We start from the raw sequence: 19158 nt of genomic DNA on the forward strand, positions 1-19158 counted from the left end.
TTGAAAAGAATAATTTCCAATTTATTTGAAATTAAGCTAATGAAACCCCCTTTTTTGCGCAAACTAGCGATGAAAGGAGGGAAGAAAATCATGCCAAATATAATTGAAGCGGTAAAAGCTGCTTTTAATGCAATCATTGATGATGAACCGAAACCACCTTTAAATATTATTGAAGCCTCTTACTCCTGGCTTTATTATAGTATTGTCAAAGAAGCAATTGCTTTTGAAGAAGTTGGATTAAACACAACTAGTGATGATGAACTTAAAGGGATTTTAACCGATGCGATTAAAATGTGTGCCGCTCATGCTGAGGAAATTGAAACACTATTACGCAATGAAGGAGTAACTCTTCCGCCTGTATCTGAGCCTAAGCCACATACAGATCACAATGATATTCCACCAGGTGTAAAGTTAACGGATGAAGAGATTACGAATGGATTAGCGATGAAAATCTTGGCGATGACGACCAAGTCCGCGTTAGCTGCAGCCGAGTGTGTGAGAATGGATGTTGGAGCTAGATACGTGCAATTTTTCAACGAAGCGGCGGTGTTCGGAGCAACGTTAAAATCGAAGATGAGAAAACGTGGTTGGGCGAAAATACCACCAGCTTATAATCCGCCAGGAACATAAAATAAAAACCGACTCAACACGTGAGAGTCGGTTTTCATGTTTAGATTTTAAATTTACCAATTAATAATTGAAGCTTCTCAGACATCTGTGCTAAGTTCTTAGACGAAGAAGAGATTTCTTCGATCGAAGCAAATTGTTCCTCAGAAGAAGCAGCGACGGTTTGGCTACTTGAAGCCGTTTCTCTTGAAATATGAGCTAATTCTTTAAAAGAACCGGAAACTTGCTCGGCCCCATTATGAATTTCTTCAGAAGAAGCAGAGATTTCATGAATTTGTTCACTTACGGCTTGAATCGCTTTTGATATTTCGGCAAAAGCTTGGCCAGCTCTGTTAACTGCGACAATGCCGTTTTCGACTTCTGTCGTTCCTTCAACCATAAACTCCACCGTTTCACTAGTATTGATCTGAATACGTTCAATCAGTTGAGTGATTTGCGAAGCTGATTTTCTTGATTCCTCCGCTAATTTTCTAACTTCATCAGCAACAACGGCAAAGCCTTTACCAGATTCACCAGCGCGGGCAGCTTCAATTGCTGCATTTAAAGCGAGTAAGTTTGTTTGATCCGCGATCCCTGTGATCACTATCGAAATCTGACCGATTTCATCTGTAAGTGAATCCAAAGCCTTTGTTTGTTCCTCAGCTTTTTTAACAACTTGCTGAATGGTATTCATTTGTTCAACAGAACTTTTAATGGCCGTGTTTCCGTTTAATGTTTCCGTAGTTGTTTCTTGAGCTGATTCTGAAACTCGTGCTGCTGAATGAGCAATACGTTGAATGCCACTTGCTAGTTCGTTCATTACAGTGGAATTTTCCTCTGTTAATTGCCCTTGTTTCTCCGACTTTGTTGAAATATCTAAAATAGATTCAGAGATTTGTTGGGTAGCTAAGCTATTTTGCTCTGAACTAGCAGACAGTTGTTCAGCCGAAGAAGCGACCTCATCAGAAGTTTGACTAACTTCTCGAATAAGACTTTGAATGGTTGAAATCATCTCATTAAACGCACCAGATAACTGGCCGATTTCATCTTGACTAGATACGTTTAAGCGAACGGTTAGATCGCCTTCGTTGCTAGATAATTCTTTAAGTTTTTCCGTGACTTCAATAATGGGCTTCGTTGTTTTGTTCGAAATGAAAATCGCAATAAAGACGCCGATGGCAATGGCTAGTACTAATGAGACAATCCCGGTAAGCGATCTTGTTTGAATCATTGAAACATCCTTTTCCACTTGAGTATTCATGATTCCCATCTGGATTTGTTTAAATTCCTCTAAACTCGAACTGAAAATCTCGCGAACCTCTGCATACTCCCCGTCATAAATAGCAATCGTTTGTTCTGGATCGCGACTAGATAATTGAATCATTTCAGTTTCTAATGAGACCAATTGGTCATTATAAAGAGTAAGGTTATCAAAAATTTCAATGGCACGTTCATTTTTTAACAAAGGAAGAACCTCGTCAATTTTGTTTTCAATTTGAATGGCAGCCTGATCATAGCGTTGTAATTCTTCCGTGTTAGAAGGATTGATAATGATTCCTCTTACGGAATTACTTAAAACTAAATCTTCAAATTGTATTTCTTGAGCTAATCGCAATTTTTTAACTTCCAACTCAGCTAGGTTTTTATAAGATTGAGTAACCGTTTGTAAGGCAATATAGTTACTAATGAAGGCAACAACTGTGACTATTAGAACAACACCAAAGCCGAGTAATAATTTTTTCTTTATGCTCACTTGCTTCACGCTCCTAAAGATTCATATATAAGAATTATCGGTAAAGCTAAAATAATAGTGAACTGGAAAATATAACAGACGAGATTTTTTAATAGAGAAAATTCATAATAATGTTATAATGGATTCTACTTGTTACTGGGAAAAAGGTGGATTTACGATGGCTGGAAAATGGAACACATTACGAAATCAAATTTTAATTTTCTTTGTTGCTGCAATGGCGGTTGTCTTACTTATTGTCGGGGTAGTAACGTTTAATACGGTTTCAAAAATGTTGAAAACAAATGCGGAGAAGCAGATTCAACAAACAGCTGTCCAAGCGAGTGGAAGAATGGAAGCGCTCTATCAACAGATTGATATGATCTCAACACAAGTGTCAACTAGTCTGAATGTGCAACAATTATTGTTAGATGAAAAGCTTGGACAACAAGCTAGTTTTGCCGAGAGACAATCTTTGATGTCTGTCATCAACTCGTTTCAAGCTTATACTGATGGGATCGACTCGTTTGAGTTGTATTTAACGGATGAGCGCAGGTTGTTTCCGCTTAATGAGAAAACACTAACAGAAAGAATAGATTCAAAATGGATCAGGCAAGCAGAACAAGAAAATGGAAGACTGGTTTGGATCGGGAGAGACCCGGCAGCTGAAGATTTCTTTCTTGCGTTAAAACAAGTAAATTTAATAGATCGTTGGTTTTCACCTGGAGGTTATCTGTTAATTCGGATTAGACCTGGTTATTTTCAATTTCAGGAATCTGCTTTTACGGATGATTTTATGGCATTATTGGATCAAAATGGTGAGATGGTAACGTCAACGTATGAAGGAGATATTGGAACGCTCGTTTCTGATTATCCGAATCGTCTTTTCATTGATGACACCGAATATATGATGAATCTTGAAACGTCACGTGTAACAGGCTGGCAGACATTTATTTTAATGCCTGTTCAAGCGGTAACACAAGATGTTTCCTATTTGAGAATGGCTCTAGTTATAGCTGCAGGCATAGGGTTTGCCATATTTCTAGCTTTTTCACTTGGTCTTTCCAATATGATCACTAGACCTATTTTTAAATTAACAAGCGCAATGCGCTACGGCAGATTAGGAGCGCTTAAAGCGAGCCCAGGCAGTTTCTCCACCATTGAAATAAATGAATTGAACGATACGTATAATCAGCTCGTTGAAACGATGAATCACCTGATGCAAGAAGTATATGAAAAAGAAATCATCCGAAGCCGAACGGAATTAAAAGCGTTGCAAGCACAAATTAATCCGCATTTTCTATTTAACACACTTGAAGCCCTGTATTGGTCTCTTGATGAAAAAGGAGAAGAAGAGCTGGCGGAGTATGTGTTTTCAATGCCTGAACTATTCCGTTATACGATTAGTCACCAAAAGCAGGATGACTGGGTCGAACTAGGAGAGGAAATGGAGCATATTGAACGTTATATGCACATTATGAAAGTACGTTTTGGTGAGCGGTTAATGTGGCAGATGGATGTTCCTAGTGAGTACGAGCCCGTTCAAATTCCAAGACTGTTAATACAACCAATCGTTGAAAACGCCATTTTGCATGGAGTCGGAAATAAAAATGGACAAGGCACGATTAAAGTAAATATCAAGCCAGTTGAGGAGTCGACTCGTCTTCGCATTGAGGTGATAGACGATGGACCAGGGATGAATGAAAGTCAGCTTGAAACGATAAAAGATCATTTAAAGCTCAACCAAGTCCCTGCTGGAAAACGAAATGGAATGGCAATTGTCAATGTTAATAAGCGATTACAGTTATACTATCCAAAAAATCAATCATCTGAATTAATAGTTGAAAGCAAGGCGGGCGAAGGAACAAAAGTGATGTTTGAGGTACCAATTTTCGGAGGTGACCATCATGGGGAAAACGATTCTAATCGTCGAGGATGAACCAAGAACGAGACAAGGATTGAAAAAAGCGATTGAGCTATGGGGAGAAGGAAAGATGGAGGTAATGACAGCCGAAAACGGAGAACAAGCGCTTTCGGCCTTTGACGAGCATCGAATCCACCTTCTCATTACAGATATTCGGATGCCAGAAATGACGGGGCTTGAGTTACTCGCAAAGTTAGAAGAAGCAGGACACAAGCCCGTTACGATTGTCGTCTCTGCTTACTCTGAATTTGACTATGCCCAAGAAGCGATTCGCTTTGGAGTTGTCAATTATCTTTTAAAACCGGTGCAAAAAAAGAAGCTAATAGATGCCTTTGAAAAAGCCCTGAAAGTAAATGAGTCGAGAGAGCATGAAGGGCTAATTAAAAAAGTGGTCGATTCGAGTTTAGTAGAACTTGAAAAAATGGAACGAGCAGAGGACTCACCAATCGAAAAAGCGATTGCTTATGTGTCCGAAAATTTAAAACAAAAATTAAGTATGAAAACAGTCGCAGAAACAGTCCATCTAAACCCGTCCTACTTTAGTGTTTTATTTAAAGAAAAAACCAACTTAACCTTTAGTGATTATGTGACAAGAAAACGAATTCAAGCCGCAAAAAATTTGCTAATTCAAACGAAGATACCGGTCTCTGATATCGCAGAAGAAGTGGGATATCAGACGTCTAAATACTTTATAAAAATGTTTAAAGACTATGAGGGAATCACGCCAAGTCAGTACCGAAAAGAGCATGAAGAATAAAAAAATGTGATGAAAACGTTTTATTTCGTCGCAATATGTTGTTATAATCTAGGGGCAAATATTTTTTTAGAAAAATCAAACAAAAAAGAGGAGAGTAAACCATGGCTAAACCAACACCAAACAAACCACTAGTTACGCACATCTTCACAGCAGATCCTTCTGCACATGTGTTTGAAGGGAAACTTTACATTTATCCTTCTCACGATCTTGATCACGATGAGCCTTCTAACGATAATGGTGACCAATATAAAATGGAAGATTACCATGTTTTGTCAATGGACAACTTCGATTCACCTGTTGTCGATCACGGCGAAGTACTTCACGTGAAAGACATTCCATGGGCATCGAAGCAACTATGGGCGCCAGATGCAGCATATAAAAACGATAAATACTATCTATTTTTCCCAGCAAGAGACCATGATAATATTTTCAGATTAGGGGTTGCAACAAGTGATTCTCCTGCAGGTCCTTTTAAGGCAGAAGAAAACTATATCCCTGGCAGCTTTAGTATCGACCCAGCTGTTCTTGTTGATGAAGACAACAAAGCATACGTTTACTTCGGCGGTTTATGGGGTGGCCAACTTGAAAAATGGCAAACTCGTGAATTCAAACCAGATGCTGAAGGTCCAGCACCAACAGATCCAGCACTTGGACCGATCGTTGCTGAATTAAGCGATGATATGCTAACTTTCAAAGCAGAACCAAAAGAAATCTCTATTGTCGATGAAAACGGCAATCCGATTTTAGCTGGTGACGAAGACAGAAGATTCTTCGAAGGACCATGGGTTCACAAGCATAACGGATACTACTACCTTTCTTATTCAACAGGAACAACTCACTACATTGTTTACGCAATGAGTAAAAATCCAGAAGGACCTTTTGAATATAAAGGAAGAATTCTTGAGCCAGTTGAAGGTTGGACAACTCACCACTCTATCGTCCAATTCGAAGACAAATGGTATTTATTCTATCATGATGCTTCCCTATCAGGCGGCGTTAACCATAAACGTAGCGTGAAGTATACGGAAATCACGTATAATGAAGACGGTACCATTCAAACGATTCACCCTTATGGAGATAAATAAGTTTAGTTGAAGGCGCATCGGGTTTCCGATGCGCTTTTTATTGTGTTGGTAGTGAGGTAGTAGAGGTTGGTAGAGAGCGTCGGAATCGCAATTAACCTGTTCTAGTTGCGATTGACGAATTCGCTAAAAAAACGGTCTCCGCTGAAATTTAAACACAATCACGGTTAATCTGCCCCCCTCACTAATACTAGGGCTCACCTCAAAAGTGTACCTGTTTTCCACTAATCGATCCAAAAATAGTGGTACTTCATCCAATCGTCGTTACCTTATTAATTTTTGAACTGGGTGCTAAGATATAAATGTAGTTAAAACAACCGAGGAGGTTTTCAAGATGTTGAAGAAAGCGTTTACAGCACTTTTCACAGTTTCTCTTGCATTAGTTATGACAGCTTGTGGCGGATCGAATGCTACTGAGTCAGATGGAGGAACGACAGGTGATACTTCTAATGGAAGCGTGACCATTGATTTTATGCACTTATGGCCTGCGGGAAGTTCAGCAGAGCAAAATAGAATTGTTAATGACATCATTACTCAGTTTGAAGAAGCTAATCCAGGTGTCAAAGTCGTACAAGAAGTATTAGACAATGAGCAATATAAAAATAAATTACAAGTTGTATCTTCTTCAAACCAACTTCCTGACGTAGGGATGACTTGGGCTGCTGGTTTCATGGAGCCTTATGTAAAAGGAAATCTTTTCGCGTCACTTAACGATACGTTAGATCAAGATGGTTTAAGAGAACGCTTTGTAGCTGGTACGCTTGAAGCGTATAGCACAGACGGTGAATTCTACGGTTTACCTTTAGAGTTAAACATCGCACCAATTTTCTATAACAAAGCGATTTTCGCTGAGCATGGTCTTGAAGTTCCTGAAACATACGAAGAGTTTTTAACAGTTGTTGAAACACTTGCGGGTAACGGTGTTGCTCCAATCGCGCTTGGTAACAGAGATCGTTGGACTGGTTCATTATGGTATATGTATTTAGCAGATCGCTTTGGCGGAGCAGAAGCTCTAAACTCTGCAATCGACCGTAGCGGATCTTTTGAAAATCCTGCACTAGTTGATGCAGCAGCTGAAATTACGAATCTTGTAAACATGAACGCATTTAACAGAGGTTTTAACGGATTATCAAATGAAGAAGCAAAAGCAGAGTTCTTAAACGAAGGTGCTGCTATGTATTTAATCGGTTCTTGGGAAGTTCCTAACTTCACAACAAACGAGCAAATTCCACAAGAATTCAGAGATAACGTTGGTTTCTTCAAGTTTCCAATGGTTGAAGGTGGAGCTGGAAACGTAGATAGCTGGGTTGGTGGTCCTGGAGTTGGACTATTCGTAGCTGAGAATTCTGATGTTAAAGAAGAAGCAAAAGCATTTGTTAAATTCTTTGCAGAGCAATGGGGAGAGCAAGCTGTTGAAAACGCTGGAGTTATTCCAGGTACACAAGTGGATACAGCAGCTGTTGACCTACCAGATTTATTCATCGAAGTATTAGATGAGTTAAATGGTGCTTCAAACATCACATTATTTGCTGATGTGCAAATGAGTTCAGGTGTTGCAGAAACTCACTTAAACATGATTCAGTCGTTATTCGGTAACGAAGTCACACCAGAAGATTTCGCGAAAAAGCATGAAGAAGCTTTAGCTTCAGAAGAGTAAGACAATAAAGTGAGGGTGGCTCAAACCAAGATAATTATAAAGGGAGCCATCCTCTCCTTATCATTAAAAGGTTGTTCAAGAAGGTCGTATCCTTTTGCGCACGTGCCTTTTTGAACAGTTTTTTAACACTAGAAAGGGGAGTTTATACAATGAATTCAGTTATGTCCGACAAGAAAGTAATTGCCCTTTATGTTATGCCAGCATTGATCTTAATTTTGGCGTTAGTATACGTTCCAATTGTTATGACAGGCTACTACGGCTTGATGAAGTGGGATGGAATAGGTGAAATGACATTTATTGGCCTGTCCAACTATACAAAACTACTGTCTGATTCACTATTTTGGCAAAGTGCGTTTCACTCATTTTTATTAGCCCTATTTTCTGTTATCAGTTTAGGTGGTTACCTTTTAGTTTCCGTTGTTCTATCTGGAAAAATTAAAGGAGCTGACTTCTTTAGAAAAATTTATTTAATTCCGATGCTTCTTTCTTCTGTTGCGATTGCGCAACTTTGGATGAGAATCTATCACCCTACTAATGGTGTGATGAACAGTTTTCTAACTTGGATTGGAATTTCAGAGCCGCCATTATGGTTAGCGGATTCTAACATCGTTTTATATGCCATCTTCATTCCAATTATTTGGCAGTATGCAGGATTTTACATCTTAATCTACTATGCAGCTTTAAAGAACATTCCTGAGTCATTAATGGAAGCAGCACGTATTGACGGTGCAACGCCTTGGCAAATTGCTTACAAAATTAAAATGCCATTAATTGCTGGTGTTATAAAGGTAACAATCGTCTTAGCAGTAGTTGGATCATTAAAATATTTCGATTTAATTTACGTTATGACAAACGGTGGACCAAATGGTGCGAGTGAGGTTATGGCTTCGTATATGTACAAATTAGCTTTCCGTTCCAATGATTTCGGTTACGGTTCAGCCATTGGTTTTGCTCTATTAATTATTTGTTTACTTGTCACATGGTTCATTCGTAAAGCAACAGAATCAAAAGAAGAAATTCAGTATTAGAGGAGGAGCTAGAGATGGAAAAAGCATTACAAACTAAAAAAGCTTCTTTACAGTCTAAACTGTCTTTGAAGTCTTCACAAAAAACACTGAAAGAACGCATTGCCTTGGCGCTATTGTACGTGATTTTGGGAGTAGTCGCAGTCGCTCAAGTTCTTCCTCTAATCTGGTTGTTTTTATTCTCATTAAAAGACAATCAAGAGGTGTTTAATTTAGCGCCTTTTGCTCTACCATCGCAACCTAGATGGGAGAACTATGCAAAGGTTTGGACAGAGGGTAACATTAGTCTTTATTTCTTTAATAGTGTCTGGATTACAGCAGCTGCTGTTATCTTAACGGTTTTACTTGCAAGTTTTGTTACATTCGCGATTACGCGTATGAATTGGAAATGGAAAAAGCCAGTACTCGGATTATTCATGGTTGGTTTAATGATCCCTGTTCACTCAACGCTTATTCCATTATTCAGCTTTTTTACAAACATTAATTTAATGGATCATCCGTTAGCGATTATCCTAACGTATACAGCTTTTAACTTACCAATTACGATGATGATTTTACTAGGATTCTATTACACGTTGCCACGTGAAGTCGAAGAAGCTGCCATCATGGACGGATGCTCAGTCCATAGAATGTTCTTCCAAATCATTTTACCGATGACGTCACCTGTTTTAGCAACAACAGCGATCATCAACATGATCTACAACTGGAACGAATTTATCTTTGTTAACACATTCATCAGCTCAGATAAATACAAAACACTAACAGTTGGAATCCAAAACTTTATCGGCCAATACGCAACAGATTGGGGCGCAATTGGTGCGACTCTAATGATCAGTATCATTCCAATTTTGCTTGCTTTCTTCGTTCTTAGCAACCGCATTGTAGAAGGAATTACGTCTGGATCAGTTAAAGGATAATGGAGGTAAAATGGCATGAAAAATCAATTTTTCAACGCACACCATTCACCAATTGGATCTTTCTCTAGTTTTACACTTGGTTTTCCACAGGAAGGCGGCGGGCTCGATCTAGAGCTTGGCCGTTCGCCTAAGAAAAACGTTTATATTGGAGTCGAATCAAGAACTGAGGCGGGCATGTATGATGCTCTTCCATTTTTTGCGTCACAAGATGATGAAGCTAAGCGCTATGACATTGAAAATCCAGATCCTAATCAAGACAAACCGAAGATCATTATCCCTTTTTCACAAGACGAGGTTACACGTACATTTCAATTAGGGACAGACAGCTGGAAGGCAGGCGATCTTGAGTTTACGATCTACTCACAAGTCGAATCTGTTCCAGACCCAGCAACCGCTTCGGCTGAAGAAATGAAACTGACGATTGTGCCATCTGTAGTGGCTGAATTAACGATCGATAATACTGAAGGCGAACATAGCCGTCGCGCTTTCTTCGGTTATCAAGGTGCTGATGTGTACAGCTCGATGCGTCGCTTAGATGATACATTAGAAGGAATTGCCGGTGTAGGTCAAGGCAGATTAACAGCGATTACATCTGATGATCCTGCCGTAAAATCAGCGATGCACTTTAGCATGGAAAACATCTTAACAACCGAACTAGAAGAAAACTGGACGTTCGGTCTTGGACCTTTAGGTGCCCTTGTCGTTGATGTTCCAGCAGGTGAGAAAAAAACGTATCGTTTTGCAATTAGCTTCTACCGCGGCGGAATTGTCACAGCTGGTATGGACACATCTTACTATTACACTCGGTATTTCAAAAATATCGAAGAGGTTGCCTCTTACACATTGGAAAACTTTGATGCTATTGCAAAGCGTGCAGTTGAAGCCAATAAGCTTGTTAACGATGCAAACCTTTCTGATGACCAAAAGTTCATGATGGCTCACTCGATCCGCAGTTACTATGGTTCAACGCAATTTCTTGAAACATCAGACGGAGAGCCATTCTGGGTCGTCAATGAAGGTGAGTACCGGATGATGAATACATTTGATCTAACGGTCGACCAGTTATTTTTCGAATTGAAAATGAACCCTTGGACGGTCAAAAACGAACTTGATATGTTCATTGAACGCTTCAGCTACGTCGATGCAGTCCGTTTCCCTGGCGATGAGATTGAATATCCTGGTGGAATCAGCTTCACACATGACATGGGTGTAGCTAATACGATTTCACGTCAACAATATTCTTCGTATGAGCTGTATGGTTTAGACGGCTGCTTCTCGCATATGACTCACGAGCAACTCGTAAACTGGGTGCTATGCGCGTCCGTCTACGTGGAGCAAACTGGAGATCAAAAGTGGTTAACCGACAACATGGACATTTTTGAAGAATGCCTAAAAAGCATGGTCAATCGTGACCACCCAGACCCAGCTGAACGCAATGGAATCATGAGTCTTGACTCAACACGCTGCATGGGTGGAGCGGAAATCACAACATATGACAGCCTTGACGTATCACTAGGTCAAGCAAGAAACAATATTTACATGGCTGGGAAGTCATGGGCCTCATATGTTGCACTTGAGAAAATCTTCTCTGAACAAGGGAAGGTGGAGCTTTCAAAAACAGCAGGCGAACAAGCTGAAAAATGTGCTAGCACAATTGTCAGTTTCGTAACCGAAGACGGCTACATTCCAGCTGTTGTTGGAGAAGGCAATGATTCAAAAATCATTCCTGCGATCGAAGGGCTAATCTTCCCGTACTATACGAATTGCAAGGAAGCATTAGAAGAGGATGGCCGCTTTGGTGAGTACATCCAAGTGCTTAAACGCCATTTAGAAACGGTCTTAACCGAAGGCGTCTGCTTGTTTGAAGATGGAGGCTGGAAAATTTCCTCCACAAGTAACAACTCATGGTTAAGTAAAATCTATCTCAACCAATTTATCGCACGCCAAATCCTCGGCTGGAAATGGGACGAAAAAGGCGCGAAAGCAGATGCCGCACACGTGGCATGGCTAACGCACCCAACTCTTTCTGTCTGGAGCTGGAGCGATCAAATTATCTCCGGGGAAATAGCCGGAAGCAAATACTATCCGCGTGGAGTGACAAGCATTTTGTGGTTAGAGGAAAACTAGTTTGAATATGAGAGAGGTGGAGATCAATTTTGATTTTCGCCTCTTTTTTTGTGGTGGTGAGGGGGGCTGGTACTAGGGTTGGATGCTAGGGGGACAGAGAGGCTCTTATATGCAGGAAAACTCGCTCATTTGGGGAGTGAGGGGACAGGAGGTTCGCTATTCGCTTGGAAAGAGGCTTTTTGACTGGCGAAATCGGTGAATAAGGAATCTGTTGTCCTTTCGGAGCTTCAAAACCTTGAATATTGATCAAATAAGGTCTCTGTTGTCCTCTTAAAACTGCAGGAACTTGGCTGGTGCTGGTAAGAGGACAGAGAGGACCTTATTTGAAGGAAATCGTGCTGATTTGGGGAGTGAGAGGACAGGAGGTTCGCTATTCGCTTGGAAAGAGGCTTTTTGACTGGCGAAATCGGTGAATAAGGAATCTGTTGTCCTTTCGGAGCTTCAAAACCTTGAATATTGCTTGAATAAGGTCTCTGGTGTCCTCGAAAAATTACAGGAGCTTGGCCGGTGCTGGTAAGAAGACACCAGTTTCGCCACGCGCTCAAAAAAACAGCAATCCCCAACAGCCAAAAGCAAGAAACCCAGAAACCCAGTGTCCCCCAAAAGTCTAACACCCCAACTCAACATCCAATAGAGTCTCTCATGTTCGCAAGATTGTTTAGAAATCCTTTTGGTCATACTATAATAAAAAGGAGGAAAAACAATGCCAAGAAAATCTGCGTCAACGGAAGAAGAAATCGAACAGGAAGCAACGGAGGTTACTGACTCAGAAACGGAAGATCTAAGTCGGTATCTAGCTGCTGTATTAAATTATTTATCCGACGATTCAGTCGAAGAAATAGACATTGAATATCTTTTCGATAATACAGCAGGATTACGAGAGTGGTGGGATCAGTACCGCGCTAGTAATAGAAAGTTGATTGAAGAGGAGATCAAAGAATCCCTCAGTGAGCTGTCCTTAGAAGATTTAGAAAGCATCCGTGCTAAAATTAAAGAAAAGTAAGATCGAATACATATTATACCAACCAAAAGCAATAAGCCTCTTCTAAATAGAGAGGCCAACTGCACTAATCATTCTACCATTCTATGAAACTAAGAAAAGGAGGTTAAACGTGAGAATCATATATGTCATTCTAGCTTGTCTTTTGTTAGGAGCTTGCCAAACATCAGCGGTTGAAAATGATCAAGTTATCGCTGTTTTAAACGAAGAAGAGATAAGAGCATCAGATATTTTAACTCTATATCAAGTGGAAAAACCATATATCGAAATGTATCTGAAAGAGGAAATCCTTATTCAAGAAGCTCACAAATTAGGTATTACAATTTCAGAGGATGAAATAGAAGAAGCTAAGCAAATGCTGTTTCCTGGTGCAACAATATCGGAACAACTTGAGTTCTTGTCAGAGGAAAGTCTTGAATTTTATCAGACTCAAGCAAATCAGTTAGGTTTAAACTTGAAGAGTATTATGAAACCTGGACCGATTCCTACTATAGAAGAGATTTATACACACAAAAATACCTAGCTCATTTATTTGATGAGCCAACGTCGATCGAAGAGGCAGAGGTATGGGGGTCAAAGATAGACGAGCACATCATGGAGTTATTTGAAACCTATCAGCGTGACAATAAGGTAGTTATTAATTAATAGGAAGGTGCTAAATAAAACGGAATTAGTAATTAATCTCATAGAAACTAGCTCATCTAAAGTAGGTTGTTGAATGCAATTCAACAAGAATTTATTGTAAAACAATAAATTCTGTGGTACATTCAAGTGACAATGGGTAAATGAGGTGTATTTATGAAACGAAGTTCAACACTTTTTCTGAAGATAGCTGTTATATTGATTGGGGTTCCGGTTCTGGCTTTGTGTTTATTTTTGTTGCCACAGATCGCAGGTGAAGCAAATGAGGCAACGAGAAGAGGTTCGGATTTGGCTTATGTGGTTTACGGTATATTACTGATTATGTATATAACGACGATTCCGTTTTACTTTGCTTTGTTTCAAGCTTTTAAGCTTTTAAGTTTTATTGACAAGAACGAAGCTTTTTCGGAGTTATCTGTCAGGGCTCTTAAAAAAATTAAAAACTGTGCCATTATCATTAGCGGCCTTTATGTGGTAGCGATCCCATTCGTTTATATGATAGCGGAGGTAGATGATGCGCCAGGTCTGATCATTATTGGTCTAGTCATGATTTTTGCTCCAATGGTGATTGCAGTCTTTGCGGCGGTTCTTCAAAGACTTTTACAAGAAGCCATCGATATAAAATCAGAAAACGATTTAGTAGTCTGAGGTGAATAAGTTATGGCAATCATAATAAATATTGATGTAATGCTGGCGAAAAGGAAAATGAGTGTGACCGAGCTTTCCGAACGGGTAGGAATAACGATGGCTAATCTGTCTATATTGAAAAACGGAAAGGCAAAAGCGGTTCGACTTTCGACGTTAGAAGCGATCTGTAAGGCTTTAGACTGTCAGCCAGGAGACCTTTTAGAATACAGAAGTGACGACGACGATTAAGGTTATTTCTTCTAGAATATGATAAATCAAATATGCGCTCCTATTATCAAATAGGGCGCATTTTTCCAAAACTACTGTTCTCTCTTTTCTGCAAATAACAAGATGAGTGTTGCGATTGGACCTAGTAAAAGAGAAAGTAAAAACCAATTTAATCCTGTTCTATTTTTCCCCTGTGCAAGTCCTGCATTGATCAACGCTAGTGTACCCCAACCAACAAAATAGTCGTTTTCCATCATTCGCCTCCCACTATTTGCGATTAGAAATTTCTATCCAAAAACAAAAGGATAATACTACCAGCACAAAGATATATGGCCACTTGGGTCATAGCATACATGGAGAATTCAAAGAAAGTTAGTTTTCTTTCTCTCTTCACTTTTTTGAAAAATCTATAATAATAAATCGAACATAGAAGTAGGATTATGGCTGAAAATTGAAAGATGATTTCCAATAAATGAATCAAAAAATCTTCTCCCTCACTATAGAGATTCTTTTATAATTCTCTTATCATTTCTACTCTGTTCCCAAAAGGGTCTCTGAATTCGAAGCGTTCATAGTTTGGAATGGGAACCGAGTTTAAGATTTCAATGTTGTTCTTTTCAAGTTTTTTTCTCCAGTAAGAAATGTCGTCAACATGATAAGCTAAATGCGCTTTTGTTGTTAACCGGTTAAAACCATCTTCTGTTCCAACATGCACCTCTTTGTTCCCAACTTGTAACCAGAAGCCGCCTCGCCCTTTAAGGGAATCAGGTTTTTCAATTTCTGCTAATCCTAATATATGGCAGTAGAAATGCTTACCTTGTTCTTCAGTACTCGGGTATCGTAATTTGAGCATGATGTAAGCCGATGATCATACAATGCCTCCTTTAAAAACCAATTTATTTCCATTATAAATCAGGGAGGTGGTTTTGTGGGGACTCCTTTTCATCTAATGAGGAAAACGATGCTTCTTTTCAAGACGAATAGCGCCTCCTCTAGGATACATCGTCCTTTTTTCTAATCACAATATAAGAAAAATTTTCTCCAACAGCTCCATTAATGTCTGTGACGTTGCCATCTTGATCTTGAATAAGACTAAAGCCTGTGATCACGTCCTTATAAAGCTGTTCATCTGCTTTCAATAACGCATGTTTTAATGTGGCCCCGTGAAATAGTTCAATAGGCATGTTGTTAATGAGAACCTTCACATGTCATTCCTCCTAAGTGATTGGATGATTATCTCCCATTAGTAATTACTTTACTCGTATTTTTACATAACTTTAATGTGGGATTTACATTAGTAGGTTACTATTTAATAGATAAAGGAAAAATAAGAGGAGGATCATCATGACTTTTACTAGTTTCAAGAATAATAGATATGTTTCTATTATTCTAGTAATAACGTTGGTTTTTTATTCATTATTTAGCTCATTTGTACCGGTTTTTGCTCAGGCAAGTGAGGAGGAGATCGTTGAACTTAAGATTTTACATACAAATGATATCCATGCGAGAGTGAATGATTTTGGTAAAATTGCAGCATACATACAGGCTGAAAGAGAAGCTGCAACGCACTCATTGTTTTTAGATGCGGGTGATATTTTTAGTGGGAATCCAGTTGTTGATTTACAATACGGAAAACCAATTGTCGATTTATTGAATCATATGGGTCTTGATGCAATGGCGATAGGAAACCATGATTTTGATTATGGGCAAGAGGAAATGGTGAAACGAATCAATGAATCTACTTTTCCGTGGTTAAGTGCTAACACGACTGTTGGTGACGGAGCAAATAAAGAGCTCGAGCAACCGGAGCCATACAAGATTTTTGATGTAGATGGCATTAAAGTTGGGGTGTTCTCGGTTATTCAAAGTCCACCGGCAACCGCACCAGCTAACACGGTGGGGATAACATTTGCTGATCCGATAAAGACAGCCAAAGAATATGAATATTTGACGGATGAAACAGATATTCTGATCGCCTTAACACATATCGGCTATTCGGACGATCGCAAGCTAGCTGAGGAAGTTGGTTTCTTCGACTTAATTATTGGTGGTCACTCTCATACAACGTTAAATCAACCGGCAGTAGTAAATGGTACACCGATTGTGCAAACGGGTGGGAATGCTCTAAACGTTGGAAATGTAACGATAAACTACAACCAAGACACAAAAGAAGTGGAATCGGTTACGGGTTTTTTACAGAATGTTAGCCAGCTAACGGCTGTTGATCAAGAGATTCAAGAAAAAGTTGATGCGTACAATGCTGAGATGGGCGATTTGCTTGATGAAGTTATTGGCAAAACAGAAACAGGCTTAAATCGAAGTGGAAATGGAGACACGCAACTAGGGAACTTTTGGACTGATTCGATTCGTTATTATACAAAATCAGATATTGCGTTGACGAACAACGGCGGAATCCGTGCCAATATCCCGGCTGGTGATATTAAGAAATTTGATATTTATACAATCGAGCCCTTTGCCAATGAAATTATGAAAATTGAAATGACTGGGGCGGCTGTGAAAGAGGTTATCAAATACTCATATGAACGTCGTAACTCGATTGACCTGCAAACGTCAGGATTAACGTATAAAATTATTACGAATAATACAGGTCGTTATATTGATTCTGAGTTAAAAGTGGATGGTCAATTAATTGAAGATGATAAAATGTATATCGTCGCAGTTGGTGATTATATCGGAACTGGTGGTAGTGGGTACAACTTTGCTGGAGAAATAATAGAAACAACCTCTGGGTTTATGACTGACTCTATGATTGCTTATGCAAAGCATTTAACTTCAGAAGGCAAAGCGATTAACTATCAAGCGGGTCAACGTATTACATTTGAAGTCTCTAACGATGCACCAATTGTTGGTAACCCAATTGGTGAAACGAAGAATGGCCTTTCTGCGGCAAATAACCGTACTGGTGACTCAGGACTAGGGAACCTTTATGCTGATTCAGTCCGTGCGAAAACAAATGCGGATTTCGGCATGCTTAACAGTTCATCTGTAACAGGAAGCATTGCACCTGGCGTAATTACAGATGGTCAAATTGAATTTTTAGATCAATTTGGCAATCAAGTCGTTGCTGTTAAAACAACGGTGAAACGTATGAAGGAAGTTTTACTTGAGCAATCCAAATATAATAACGGTGTCGATCTACAAGTATCTGGCTTGCATTATGAATTGATCAAAGAAAATGGCAAATTCGTCGATGTGAAGCTGACATTACCTGATGGAAATCCATTAGATGAAGGAAAACAGTATACAGTTGCCTATAACGATTATATGCATGGGGCTGGTTTTTACAATCTAGGCAGTGAGCTTGTTGGTAGCAACTATGGCAAGGTTTGGGAAGCGATTGTTGACTATGTAAAAGTGCAAGAGGGACCAATTGATTATGTTGAAGGGTCACGTATTACCATCATAGATGATTCTTCAAGTGAACCTGTACCACCACCGGCTGACCGCGATTATGTGACAGTAGCAGAAGCGATTGCTAACAACAGTGGGAAAGCTACGGTTCAAGGCTATATCGTAGGAACAATGACTTCAGCTACAAATGTCACTTTTGATGGTGAATTTACGACTACAACCAATTTAGTGATGGCAGATTCTCCGAATGAGAGAGATCTTAAGAAGCTAATTCCAGTTCAATTACCTAATAACGCGATTAGAACAGCATTGAATTTAAAGGATAACCCTGATAATTTAGGAAAACTCGTACAAGTATCAGGAACATTAGAAGCATACTTCACGGTACCTGGGGTAAAAACTTTAACATCATATGATTTTGTTACTGAAGCAGAACCAGTGATTGAACCAATTTCCATTAGTGAAGCTCGGACAGCTGAAGTTGGTAAGGTCGTTACGGTTGAAGCGACAGCCACAACAGATTCTGGTTTTTGGGGACAAAAAGGCTTCTACCTTCAAGATGATGAAGCAGGTATTTATGTATTCCAGTCCTTGCAAGATGTGAAAGCAGGCGATGTCATTCGTGTAACAGGTGAAAAAGGAATTTTTGCAGAAGAACTTCAAATCACCAATGTCTCAGCTATTGAAAAAGTAGGAGAGGCAGACATTCCGCAACCGTTGAAAGTATCTCCAAAGCAAATTACAGCTGAAAATGAAGGTCAGTTAGTCGTAATCGAGAGTGCGACTATTTCTAACCTTCAACGAATCAATAACTTTGGAACCTTTGAATTCGATGCTACTGTCAAAGAGGAAACAGTTCGAGTTCGTGTAGATAATCGGACAGGCTTAGTTTTTGACGATTTTGAATTTGCGAATGGTGATTCCGTGAATATTACAGGTATTTCAAGCCGCTTCAATAATACGATTCAGTTAAAGCCTAGAGGAAAAGCTGATATGGTTGAGGTACTCGATCCGTATGAAGTTGAAATTAGTCTGACTGATGGAAAGGACACTGTCTCAAAGCTTGAACGTAATCAACAAATCCTTGTTCAAACGAAAGTGAAAAACAATCAAACGGACAGGAAGGATGTAATCGTTGCTGTTACACTTGTTGACAAGCACGGTCGTAAGCAAGAAAACTCACTAGTAGGTCTTCAGGTAAGCCCAGCAAGTGAAAATACCGTTCAAACGTTTGTTGAGATTCCAACGAATCATCAAGGACAACAGTATGTTCTAGAAGTAACTGTATACGAAGGCAGTAATCTTTTAGAATTAAATAAAGAAGATGTTATTGAAAAGGTTACGATAAAGTAAGGGCAGAAGAAGGTTAAGGCTATTAAATGCATCGTTCATTTGATAGCCTTTTTCTTGACTAATTTATGGGATCTTCTGAGTAAATGGTCATTTTTTATCGTTTGCCTATTGT

17 protein-coding genes and 1 pseudogene are annotated in these 19158 nt (G+C 39.4%); 13 read left to right on the top strand and 5 right to left on the bottom strand.

Annotated features, from left to right (window positions below):
- Positions 1-90 precede the first annotated feature (90 nt).
- Positions 91-630, top strand: coding sequence for a DUF3231 family protein (locus JCM9157_RS03345; protein WP_035662114.1), 540 nt, complete (start codon positions 91-93; stop codon positions 628-630).
- A 40-nt stretch (positions 631-670) separates the two neighbouring features.
- On the opposite strand, the gene JCM9157_RS24545 is transcribed toward JCM9157_RS03345, so the two are convergent.
- Positions 671-2359, bottom strand: coding sequence for a methyl-accepting chemotaxis protein (locus JCM9157_RS24545; RefSeq protein ID WP_052012920.1), 1689 nt, complete (start codon positions 2357-2359; stop codon positions 671-673).
- A 157-nt stretch (positions 2360-2516) separates the two neighbouring features.
- On the opposite strand from JCM9157_RS24545, the gene JCM9157_RS03355 reads away from it, so the two are divergent.
- The 11 genes from JCM9157_RS03355 to JCM9157_RS03405 all read left to right on the top strand — a co-directional run bounded on the left by JCM9157_RS03355 (position 2517) and on the right by JCM9157_RS03405 (position 14342).
- Entirely contained in the window at positions 2517-4274 is a 1758-nt protein-coding gene (locus tag JCM9157_RS03355; RefSeq protein ID WP_035662117.1) for a cache domain-containing sensor histidine kinase, read from the top strand.
- Positions 4243-5016 carry a response regulator transcription factor gene (locus tag JCM9157_RS03360; protein WP_035662118.1) on the top strand — a complete coding sequence of 258 codons (774 nt, stop codon included), beginning with the start codon at positions 4243-4245 and terminating at the stop codon, positions 5014-5016. Before JCM9157_RS03355 ends, JCM9157_RS03360 begins: the two co-directional genes overlap by 32 nt.
- 101 nt (positions 5017-5117) lie before the next feature.
- Entirely contained in the window at positions 5118-6101 is a 984-nt protein-coding gene (locus tag JCM9157_RS03365) for a glycoside hydrolase family 43 protein (protein ID WP_035662121.1), read from the top strand.
- A gap of 331 nt (positions 6102-6432) precedes the next feature.
- Positions 6433-7755, top strand: a complete 1323-nt coding sequence (locus JCM9157_RS03370) for an extracellular solute-binding protein (RefSeq protein WP_035662124.1) — start codon at positions 6433-6435, stop codon at positions 7753-7755.
- 149 nt (positions 7756-7904) lie between these two features.
- Complete coding sequence (locus JCM9157_RS03375; RefSeq protein WP_035662126.1) at positions 7905-8783, top strand: carbohydrate ABC transporter permease; 879 nt, start codon at positions 7905-7907, stop codon at positions 8781-8783.
- A 14-nt stretch (positions 8784-8797) separates the two neighbouring features.
- Positions 8798-9697, top strand: a complete 900-nt coding sequence (locus JCM9157_RS03380) for a carbohydrate ABC transporter permease (RefSeq protein ID WP_035662129.1) — start codon at positions 8798-8800, stop codon at positions 9695-9697.
- Between the two features lie 15 nt (positions 9698-9712).
- The gene (locus JCM9157_RS03385) at positions 9713-11824 is read left to right on the top strand and encodes a glycoside hydrolase family 52 protein (protein ID WP_035662132.1); all 2112 of its coding nucleotides are present in this window, start codon (positions 9713-9715) and stop codon (positions 11822-11824) included.
- A 703-nt stretch (positions 11825-12527) separates the two neighbouring features.
- A complete protein-coding gene (locus tag JCM9157_RS03390; protein WP_035662135.1) occupies positions 12528-12827 on the top strand; it encodes a hypothetical protein in 300 nt (99 codons plus the stop codon).
- Between the two features lie 109 nt (positions 12828-12936).
- Positions 12937-13347 carry a SurA N-terminal domain-containing protein gene (locus JCM9157_RS03395; protein WP_035662137.1) on the top strand — a complete coding sequence of 137 codons (411 nt, stop codon included), beginning with the start codon at positions 12937-12939 and terminating at the stop codon, positions 13345-13347.
- A gap of 275 nt (positions 13348-13622) precedes the next feature.
- Entirely contained in the window at positions 13623-14114 is a 492-nt protein-coding gene (locus tag JCM9157_RS03400) for a DUF2975 domain-containing protein (protein ID WP_035662139.1), read from the top strand.
- Between the two features lie 12 nt (positions 14115-14126).
- On the top strand, positions 14127-14342 hold the full coding sequence (locus tag JCM9157_RS03405; RefSeq protein WP_035662142.1) for a helix-turn-helix domain-containing protein: 216 nt from the start codon (positions 14127-14129) through the stop codon (positions 14340-14342).
- 71 nt (positions 14343-14413) lie between these two features.
- Here JCM9157_RS03405 and JCM9157_RS24855 read toward each other — a convergent pair whose 3' ends face one another.
- The 4 genes and pseudogenes from JCM9157_RS24855 to JCM9157_RS03415 form a co-directional block, all read right to left on the bottom strand.
- Positions 14414-14575, bottom strand: a complete 162-nt coding sequence (locus JCM9157_RS24855) for a hypothetical protein (protein ID WP_162831748.1) — start codon at positions 14573-14575, stop codon at positions 14414-14416.
- Positions 14576-14598: 23 nt separating this feature from the next.
- Positions 14599-14802, bottom strand: coding sequence for a hypothetical protein (locus tag JCM9157_RS25145; RefSeq protein ID WP_081734021.1), 204 nt, complete (start codon positions 14800-14802; stop codon positions 14599-14601).
- Between the two features lie 30 nt (positions 14803-14832).
- Positions 14833-15193, bottom strand: a pseudogene (locus JCM9157_RS03410) (VOC family protein).
- A 120-nt stretch (positions 15194-15313) separates the two neighbouring features.
- On the bottom strand, positions 15314-15526 hold the full coding sequence (locus tag JCM9157_RS03415) for a hypothetical protein (protein ID WP_035662144.1): 213 nt from the start codon (positions 15524-15526) through the stop codon (positions 15314-15316).
- 139 nt (positions 15527-15665) lie between these two features.
- Between JCM9157_RS03415 and JCM9157_RS03420 the strand changes: the two genes are divergently transcribed.
- The gene (locus JCM9157_RS03420; RefSeq protein ID WP_052012921.1) at positions 15666-19046 is read left to right on the top strand and encodes a 5'-nucleotidase C-terminal domain-containing protein; all 3381 of its coding nucleotides are present in this window, start codon (positions 15666-15668) and stop codon (positions 19044-19046) included.
- Positions 19047-19158: the final 112 nt, after the last annotated feature.

It is taken from the genome of Halalkalibacter akibai JCM 9157 (assembly GCF_000513135.1).
In the GTDB taxonomy this organism is placed as follows: domain Bacteria; phylum Bacillota; class Bacilli; order Bacillales; family Bacillaceae_D; genus Halalkalibacter; species Halalkalibacter akibai.